The organism is Methyloceanibacter sp. (assembly GCF_049590335.1).
In the GTDB taxonomy this organism is placed as follows: domain Bacteria; phylum Pseudomonadota; class Alphaproteobacteria; order Rhizobiales; family Methyloligellaceae; genus Methyloceanibacter.
On sequence record NZ_JBAWCQ010000140.1, the window covers coordinates 1 to 7,340 of the forward strand.

A 7,340-nucleotide genomic window follows, 5' to 3' on the forward strand; every position below is an offset into this window, starting at 1 on the left:
GATCGGCTACGATCTTCTTCAGCCGCTGGTTCTCACGCTGAAGCGCCTTCAGTTCCGCAAGCTGGGGTCGGCCCATACCCCCGAACTTCTTGCGCCATGCATAATAGGTTGCATCGCTGATACCCACTGAACGACACGCTGCTCCCACATCCGAACCACCGGACAGATGGACCTCAATCTCCCGCAAGAGCCGTAGGCAATCCTCATCCGAATGACGCTTCCGAGCCATCAAACCCTCCCTCACTGCTAACCACAAACTGGCACAGTTTTAGGGGGCCAAGACAACGTGGGACGTTGTTGAGGTATTGATACCAAAACACCCCCCAAGTGATTCTAGCTCGGATAATGCAATTTGCATTCTAAAGCTGAATTATCGGGGGTAGCTCATTCCAGCGAACGCTTGCCGAACAAATTACGCGCCAATTCTCGACACAAAGGAAGCTGAGAACAGCAGTCTAATCTCTCAAGTCATTGAAAAGATTGGAGCGGGTGATGAGAATCGAACTCACGACACGTAGCTTGGGAAGCTACTGCTCTACCACTGAGCTACACCCGCCTATTGCCATCATGCGTAGCCCGACCAAGATGACTTGGGAAGGTAGAAAAGCAACTGGCCCTCACGCAAGGGTGAAGGCGCTGGGACTTGCGGTTCAGACGGCTCCACCCGCTAATGCACGCAAACCAGGGAGATAGAGCCTTCACCCCATGACCGACACCGCCTTATCAGCGACGATCCACAAGTTCGCCGACCCGGACAGGACCGCGGACGGCCAACGCCGTGCCCGCGTCCCGCTGGACCGGCTTCGCACGCTTTGGATCAACACGGGCACGCTATGCAACATTGCCTGCCGCAACTGCTATATCGAGTCGAGCCCGACAAACGATGCACTCGTCTATATCAGCCGGAGCGAAGCCGCCGCCTACCTCGACGAGATCGCGCAAGACGGCTGGCCGGTCACAGAAATCGGGTTCACCGGTGGCGAGCCCTTCATGAACCCCGACATGATCGGCATGCTCACTGACACGTTGGAGCGCGGATTCTCCGCACTCGTTCTGACAAATGGCCTGCAGCCCATGATGCGCCCCGGGATCCAGGACGGGCTGCTGGCTCTGCGCAAGGTCCATGGCGACCGGTTATGCGTGCGAGTCAGTCTCGATCACTATACTGAGGAGTTCCACGACGAGGAGCGCGGCCCCGGCACCTTCTACAAGACCCTCGAGGGAACCGATTGGCTTGCGGCCAATGGCTTCTCGATCGCGATCGCTGGACGAACGTGCTGGGGCGAAACAGAGCTGGAGGCACGGGCGGGCTACGCCGCGCTCTTAGCCTCGCGTTCCTGGCCTGTTACTGCGGACGACGTCGACTCGTTGGTCTTGTTCCCCGAGATGGACGCGCATGCCGACGTGCCCGAGATCACCGACGGTTGCTGGGAGATTCTCAAGCAGTCGCCCTCAGAAATGATGTGTGCGTCGAGCCGCATGATCGTGAAACGCCGGGGCGACCGGAACCCCGTGGTCCTGCCCTGTACTCTGCTGACGGACGTTCCAGCCTTCAGTATGGGGACTACTCTTGCCGAGGCGGCAACGGCCCATGGCGAGATGTTCGACCAGGGGGCGGTCAAGCTCTGCCATCCGCACTGTGCCCGATTCTGCGTGTTGGGCGGTGGGGCGTGCTCCGCCCCGGCTAATGAGTAGGGCTCACCTATTGTCCAATACAATAACGCGCACTCGCACTCTATTATCACTCTAAATTGAGTGATTGCAGTAAAACTGCCACTATTGCAATGCACCAAATACCGGTAATTGGTTGTTCCGTTTAGTGTATTACAGGAGCAAAAATGGGAAAAAAATCGCCGCAACAGACCGATGTGGTCGTTGGTCACAACATCCGCTTCTGGCGGCTGGAAAGGAAGATGTCCCAGACTGACCTAGCCAATATTCTCGGTCTGACATTTCAGCAAATCCAGAAATATGAGAACGGCGCGAACCGCGTCGGCGCCAGCCGGTTGATGCAGATCGCCCTGGCTCTCGATGTCCCGATCCACGTCTTTTTCGATGGCGCCGGTCCTGCGACTACCGAGATGGAATCGCCCATCAAGTTTGTTGGCGACCAACAAGCCCTACGGCTCGTGCGCGCTTTTGCCGATATCGAAGATGCGGGGCTGAGACGCTCCGTCGTAAACCTCGTCGAAGGTATCGCCGAAAGCCGGCCCGAAGAGAGCAGCGCGAAGTAGGTCGCACTTGCTTCAATGGACCTTTGGGGAAAACGGCGGTTCCTCGTCAGATTCAGATTCTTCAGACAGGCCGTTGTCGGACTCGACCTTGGTCAACTCCGCCTCAGCGACCTTCAGATGGTGCACGAATCTGTGTAGCTAGCGCTGAAGTCCCTTGATGGTGGCGTAGTCGAGGAGGAGGAGGAGCGATCGCGACCACTGTGTGAAGTTCACGGTGGGATCGTGGTCTGAAACCTCCTCGATCCGACTCCCCTCCTCGTCGAGGCTTTCGTCTTGTCGCGACCACCACCCGGGTCCGGGGGGGGATGGCAGGTCAAGTTGCCTAGGTCCCGGCCAGTTGGTCCGTAGCCGTTCCTGCCAGCGCACTCTCGGCCGCCGGGCTCCCGGCTGCCTTCCCCCAGACAACAGGAAAATCCGGACCGCTCAGCGGATCGCTGGTATTCAGTCGGCTGGTGTGATGCAATCAGCGCACTGCACCCTATTAGTCCTTGTCGGACTCGTCTTTGTCGGACCCGTCTATGTCGCCCTCGATCTCGAAGGGGAGTTCAAAAGAGGCCGACTTCTTCCCGAGCTTGTCGGTGAATTTCAGCTCCGCCACGTATTTGCCAGCCGGCGCCTCCGTGAAATCGATGGTCAGCGCCGTCATCACCTCCAGGTTCCTGTCGCGGCTGTCGAAGGTGAAGGTCCCGAACCCGACCTGCTCGCCCAGAACCGTACCCTCACTATCTTTCAGAACGAGGTCGGAGACGAGCTCGGCATGATTCAACCCGCTCTGTTTCTTCCAGGTAAAGCCCACCGGCTCCACATAGATGAAGAGCTTTTCGCCAGGCTTGAAGACGTTGTTCGGGCGGGGGTCGTAAATGCCGTAGCCCGTGGGCGCAGATTTGACGAATAAGGCCTCACGAAACAGCAGCGGGCTCTGCTCCCAAATCCTCAGCGCGGCATTGCGTATCGTATTGTAGGCCTCGAGGTCTTTGCCGCGCTTCGCATCGCTCGCGGCCCTCTTGGCGAGTTCCTGAACGCTCTGCGCGTGAACCGAACCTCCGGCGCCCAAACTCGCAACGAAAGCCAAAACAAATGCGATCGCAACGTGTTTCATCGTGCCTCCCGGAAAATCTCAAATGTGCGGCGCTGCTCGGAAAGTCTGACAATCGCATACGGACCGGCCTCGCGCCAACCCACGCTGTGGTCTAATGGCGGCTTAGGCCATTCAACTAATACGGATTGTTTTCCGATTTGCCGCGCGTGGCGAAGAACTCCTTCGCGGCGGCGAACACCACCGGGCTAAGCAGCGCCAGCGCGATCAAATTCGGAATCGCCATCAGCGCATTGAGTGTGTCGGCCAACAGCCAGACGAAGCTGAGTTTTACGGATGCACCGAGAATCGGCGCCAGCGACCACAGCACACGAAATGGGATGATCGCCTTCACGCCGAGGAGATACTCCCAGGACCGTTCGCAGTAATAGCTCCAGCCGAGCAGCGTCGTGAAGGCGAATACGGCCAGCGCGATCGACGTGATCTCGGCCCCGACACCAGGCAGCGCTGTCGAGAACGCCAGTGAAGTAAGCTCCGCGCCCGTCTCACCGCTGGTCCAGGCGCCCGTGCTCAAGATGACAAGCGCCGTGAAGGTGCAGACGATAATCGTATCGATGAATGTTCCGAGCATCGCCACGAGGCCTTGGCTCACGGGCCCTTTGCACTGTGCTGCGGCATGGGCGATCGGCGCGGACCCGAGCCCCGCCTCGTTGGAGAAGACGCCGCGCGCAACGCCGAAGCGGATCGCCGCCCACACGGCCGCTCCGGCGAATCCACCTGTCGCTGCGATGGGCGAGAAGGCGTGTTTGAATATGAGCCCGAACGCTTCGGGCACGGCACCCGCGTTCAGCACGAGCACCACGATGCCGGCGCCCACATAGGCAACGGCCATGATCGGAACGAGCGTTCCTGCAACCGTCGCGATCCGCTTGATGCCACCGACGAGGACGAGGGCGACGAGCGTGGCGAGGATGCACCCCGTCAGCCAGAACGGAATACCGAACGACGCTTCCATGGCATCGGCCACGGAGTTCGCCTGCACCGTGTTACCGATACCGAACCCTGCAAAGCCCGCGAATATAGCGAAAGCCGTGCCGAGCCAGGTCCAGCGCGGACCAAGACCGTTCTTGATGTAGTACATGGGGCCGCCGACATACTTGCCGCGATCGTCGATCTCCCGATAACGGACGGCGAGCACCGCCTCGGCAAACTTGGTGGCCATGCCCACCAGCGCCGTCATCCACATCCAGAAGACCGCACCGGGCCCGCCAATGAATATGGCCGTGGCAACGCCGGCAATATTGCCGGTGCCGATCGTCGCCGCCAGCGCTGTCATCAACGCATTGAACGGCGCAATGTCACCCTTGCCCTCCGGAATGCGCCCCCGCCAAACCAGGGCGATGGCGAAGGGTAGGTCGCGCAAGGTACGGAAGCGCAGGCCGATCGTGAGGTAGACGCCGACGCCCACCAGGAGCAACAGCATGGGCACGCCCCACACAACCCCGCTCAACCATTCTATAGCTGATGTGAGTGTACGCATGGCGTTCGTTCCCCGTTTGCTGATTGCCGGCAGCCGCCTCCCTCAGGCAGCGTGTCTCGAAGGTGGAAGATGGACTTAGGCCTGACGAAAATGTTTCGACAGCTTCAGCCCTTGGGCCTGATAATGCGACCCGATGCCCTGGCCGTAAAGGGACTCGGGGATTTCGGTGAGCCTGTCATAGACGAGCCGCCCCACGATCTGGCCATCCTCGACGATGAAGGGGATGTCCAGACTGCGTACTTCGAGCACCGCCTTGGCGCCGGGAACCTTTCCGGCCGAGTAGCCGAATCCGGGATCGAAGAAGCCGGCATAGTGCACGCGGTACTCGCCGATCATCGGATCGAACGGAGCCATTTCGGCCACATATTCCGGCGGCACGGAGACGCTTTCCTTGGACGCAAGGATGTAGAACTCCTGCGGGTCCAGGACGAGACGCTTGTCGCGGCCAAGATACACCGCTTCCCAATAGTGCCCGACGTCGTAGCCGCCGACATTGTCCATATCGATCACGCCCGCATAACGCCGCGCGCGGTATCCCACGATCCCGCCAGGCTCGGCCGGCGCCAGGCTGATGCGAAGATTGAGCCCGTCGCGGATCGCCGCCTCGCCCTCAACCAGCCCCACGTCGGAATGGATGGCGCGCAGGTGCTTGTCGCCCACCCGGCCGGGCGGCTCGTCGGCCTGCTGAGAAACGCGGCGGCGGAAGCGGATCTGGTTGAGCCGCGTTCCCGTGCGCACCTTGACGGAGAAGGTGCGCGGGCAGATCTCGGCGAAGAGCGGGCCGCGATAGCCGTCCTCAACGTAATCGAAGCTCTCCTGGTAGTCGGCGATCAGGCGGGTGAACACGTCGAGCCGGCCCGTGGAACTCTTGGGGTTCGCGAACGCCGCGATCGTATTGCGCAGATTGAGATGCTCGAGCAGAGGAACCAGATACACGCAGCCGGCCTCCAGAACGGCTCCCCCGGTCAGGTCGATCTCGTGGAAGGTGAGGCCTTCCAGCTTGTCGCTCACGGTCGCCTTGGTGCCGGGCAGGAAACTCGCCCGGATGCGGTAGGCCACCTTACCCAAACGCAGGTCGACGCTCGCGGGCTGGATCTGCGCCTCGTCGATTGGAACCGACCCGCCGACCTCGCCCGCCTCGATGAGCGCGCGGAGCGCCTGACTAGGCAGCACACCGGTCCGGGAGAGCGCGCGGCTCGCCCCGTCGGGCGCGTCTGAAGCGGTGGAATCCTCGGACGATGCGTCAAAAAATTGGTCGGGCTGGTTCATAACCGATCTTCATTGCATTTGCCGTGTGGCGGGTCATCCTGAGAACGCGATTCTCCCCCGGATTCACAAGGAACATTAGAGGGCATCCCATGATCCTGGAAGGCCAGATTCTCGACGATGAGCCCCTTCAGATCGGCTCGCTTCTGTTCGAGGGGCTCGACCAGATCGACCTCACGGGCCCGTTCGAGGTCTTCGCTCGGGTTCCGAACGCCACCCGTCGCCTCTATGGCCTCAATGCATCACCGGTCCGGGATGTGGGCGGCTTGCGGCTGACACCCGATGCGGTGCTCGGCGATGCGCCCCAGCTGGACGTCCTGCATATCCCGGGTGGCCCGGGCCAGGAATCCCTCATGCGGGACGAGGCCGTGCTCGACTGGGTCCGCCGGCAGGCCGCGGGCGCGAAAATCCTGTTCTCCGTGTGCACGGGCGCGCTGATCTGCGGGGCGGCGGGACTCCTGCGCGGGCGGAAGGCCACGACGTATTGGACAGTTCAGCATCTTCTGCCTCTGTTCGGCGCGACACCCGTCGATGCCCGCGTGGTCGTGGACGGCAATCTCGTCTGCGCGGGCGGCGTCACGTCCGGCATTGACGGGGCCTTGCAGGTCGCCGCCATGCTGCGCGGACGGCAAACGGCGGAAACCATCCAGCTCGCCATGCAATATGCGCCGGAGCCGCCCTTCGATGCGGGCTCACCGGACCGGGCCCCCAAGGCGGCGGTTGAGACCGTTCGGAACGCGACCGCCAATCTGACCGCCCGCCGGGAGGAAACCGCACGCGCGGTGGCGAAGCGGCTTGGGATTAAGGTGGCGGGCGCAGACTGAACTCGCTCCTTTTGCTTGACGGTCCCGTCCCCGCACGACATTAATCGAAGGTGTGGTGATTTGGCCGGCCGGCTTGCAGCCACGTAAAACAAGTTGCTAAAGGGCCGCGGACTTCGACCCCCCGGCCTTTGGCGACAGCCAAATCCGGGTTTTTTTATGCCGCCGGTCATGTGAAAAACGTTCGAGGAGTATTGGGTCATGGCCGGGAAGAACAAGAGCCGCGAGACTTGGAGCCCCGCCACGCAGCTGGTGCATGAGGGGGCGCTGCGCAGCCAATTCGGCGAAACCTCCGAAGCCCTTTTTCTTAACTCGGGCTATGTCTATTCCAGCGCCGAGGAGGCCGAAGCCCGCTTCAAAGGCGAGGCGGACGGCTATGTCTATAGCCGCTACGCGAACCCGACCGTCTCCATGTTCGAGCAGCGCATGTGCGCGCTTGAAGG

Annotated in this window: 8 protein-coding genes, 1 tRNA gene and 1 riboswitch; of the genes, 4 read left to right on the plus strand and 5 right to left on the minus strand. The window is 61.3% G+C overall.

Annotated elements, in window-relative coordinates; genetic code table 11:
- Together WBQ77_RS10930 and WBQ77_RS10935 are read right to left on the minus strand one after the other, a co-directional pair.
- Positions 1–229 (minus strand): transposase (locus WBQ77_RS10930; RefSeq protein WP_424041812.1); only part of this gene is annotated, 229 nt, incomplete at its 3' end.
- A gap of 252 nt (positions 230–481) precedes the next feature.
- A tRNA-Gly gene (locus WBQ77_RS10935) sits at positions 482–556 on the minus strand.
- Between the two features lie 149 nt (positions 557–705).
- Here WBQ77_RS10935 and WBQ77_RS10940 point away from each other — a divergent pair.
- Both WBQ77_RS10940 and WBQ77_RS10945 read left to right on the plus strand, forming a co-directional pair.
- Positions 706–1,695, plus strand: a complete 990-nt coding sequence (locus WBQ77_RS10940; protein ID WP_424060249.1) for a radical SAM protein — start codon at positions 706–708, stop codon at positions 1,693–1,695.
- Between the two features lie 143 nt (positions 1,696–1,838).
- Entirely contained in the window at positions 1,839–2,234 is a 396-nt protein-coding gene (locus WBQ77_RS10945) for a helix-turn-helix domain-containing protein (protein WP_424041815.1), read from the plus strand.
- A gap of 481 nt (positions 2,235–2,715) precedes the next feature.
- On the opposite strand, the gene WBQ77_RS10950 is transcribed toward WBQ77_RS10945, so the two are convergent.
- The 3 genes from WBQ77_RS10950 to WBQ77_RS10960 all read right to left on the minus strand — a co-directional run bounded on the left by WBQ77_RS10950 (position 2,716) and on the right by WBQ77_RS10960 (position 6,079).
- A complete protein-coding gene (locus WBQ77_RS10950; RefSeq protein ID WP_424041816.1) occupies positions 2,716–3,333 on the minus strand; it encodes a hypothetical protein in 618 nt (205 codons plus the stop codon).
- 115 nt (positions 3,334–3,448) lie between these two features.
- The gene (locus WBQ77_RS10955) at positions 3,449–4,810 is read right to left on the minus strand and encodes an alanine/glycine:cation symporter family protein (protein WP_424041818.1); all 1,362 of its coding nucleotides are present in this window, start codon (positions 4,808–4,810) and stop codon (positions 3,449–3,451) included.
- A 75-nt stretch (positions 4,811–4,885) separates the two neighbouring features.
- A complete protein-coding gene (locus tag WBQ77_RS10960) occupies positions 4,886–6,079 on the minus strand; it encodes a 2'-deoxycytidine 5'-triphosphate deaminase (RefSeq protein WP_424060251.1) in 1,194 nt (397 codons plus the stop codon).
- A gap of 89 nt (positions 6,080–6,168) precedes the next feature.
- Between WBQ77_RS10960 and WBQ77_RS10965 the strand changes: the two genes are divergently transcribed.
- Positions 6,169–6,900 (plus strand): DJ-1/PfpI family protein, encoded by a 732-nt coding sequence (locus WBQ77_RS10965; RefSeq protein ID WP_424041821.1) that lies wholly within the window; start codon positions 6,169–6,171, stop codon positions 6,898–6,900.
- 42 nt (positions 6,901–6,942) lie between these two features.
- A riboswitch (SAM riboswitch) is annotated at positions 6,943–7,020 on the plus strand.
- Positions 7,021–7,098: 78 nt separating this feature from the next.
- The coding region (locus WBQ77_RS10970; protein WP_424060253.1) for a PLP-dependent transferase at positions 7,099–7,340 on the plus strand (242 nt) is incomplete at its 3' end.

Bases quoted from the DNA above. Each gene is read 5' to 3' on its own strand.
- WBQ77_RS10940 (WP_424060249.1), top strand. From the start codon at position 706: ATGACCGACACCGCCTTATCAGCGACGATCCACAAGTTCGCCGACCCG.
- WBQ77_RS10945 (WP_424041815.1), top strand. From the start codon at position 1,839: ATGGGAAAAAAATCGCCGCAACAGACCGATGTGGTCGTTGGTCACAAC.
- WBQ77_RS10950 (WP_424041816.1), bottom strand. From the start codon at position 3,333: ATGAAACACGTTGCGATCGCATTTGTTTTGGCTTTCGTTGCGAGTTTG.
- WBQ77_RS10955 (WP_424041818.1), bottom strand. From the start codon at position 4,810: ATGCGTACACTCACATCAGCTATAGAATGGTTGAGCGGGGTTGTGTGG.
- WBQ77_RS10960 (WP_424060251.1), bottom strand. From the start codon at position 6,079: ATGAACCAGCCCGACCAATTTTTTGACGCATCGTCCGAGGATTCCACC.
- WBQ77_RS10965 (WP_424041821.1), top strand. From the start codon at position 6,169: ATGATCCTGGAAGGCCAGATTCTCGACGATGAGCCCCTTCAGATCGGC.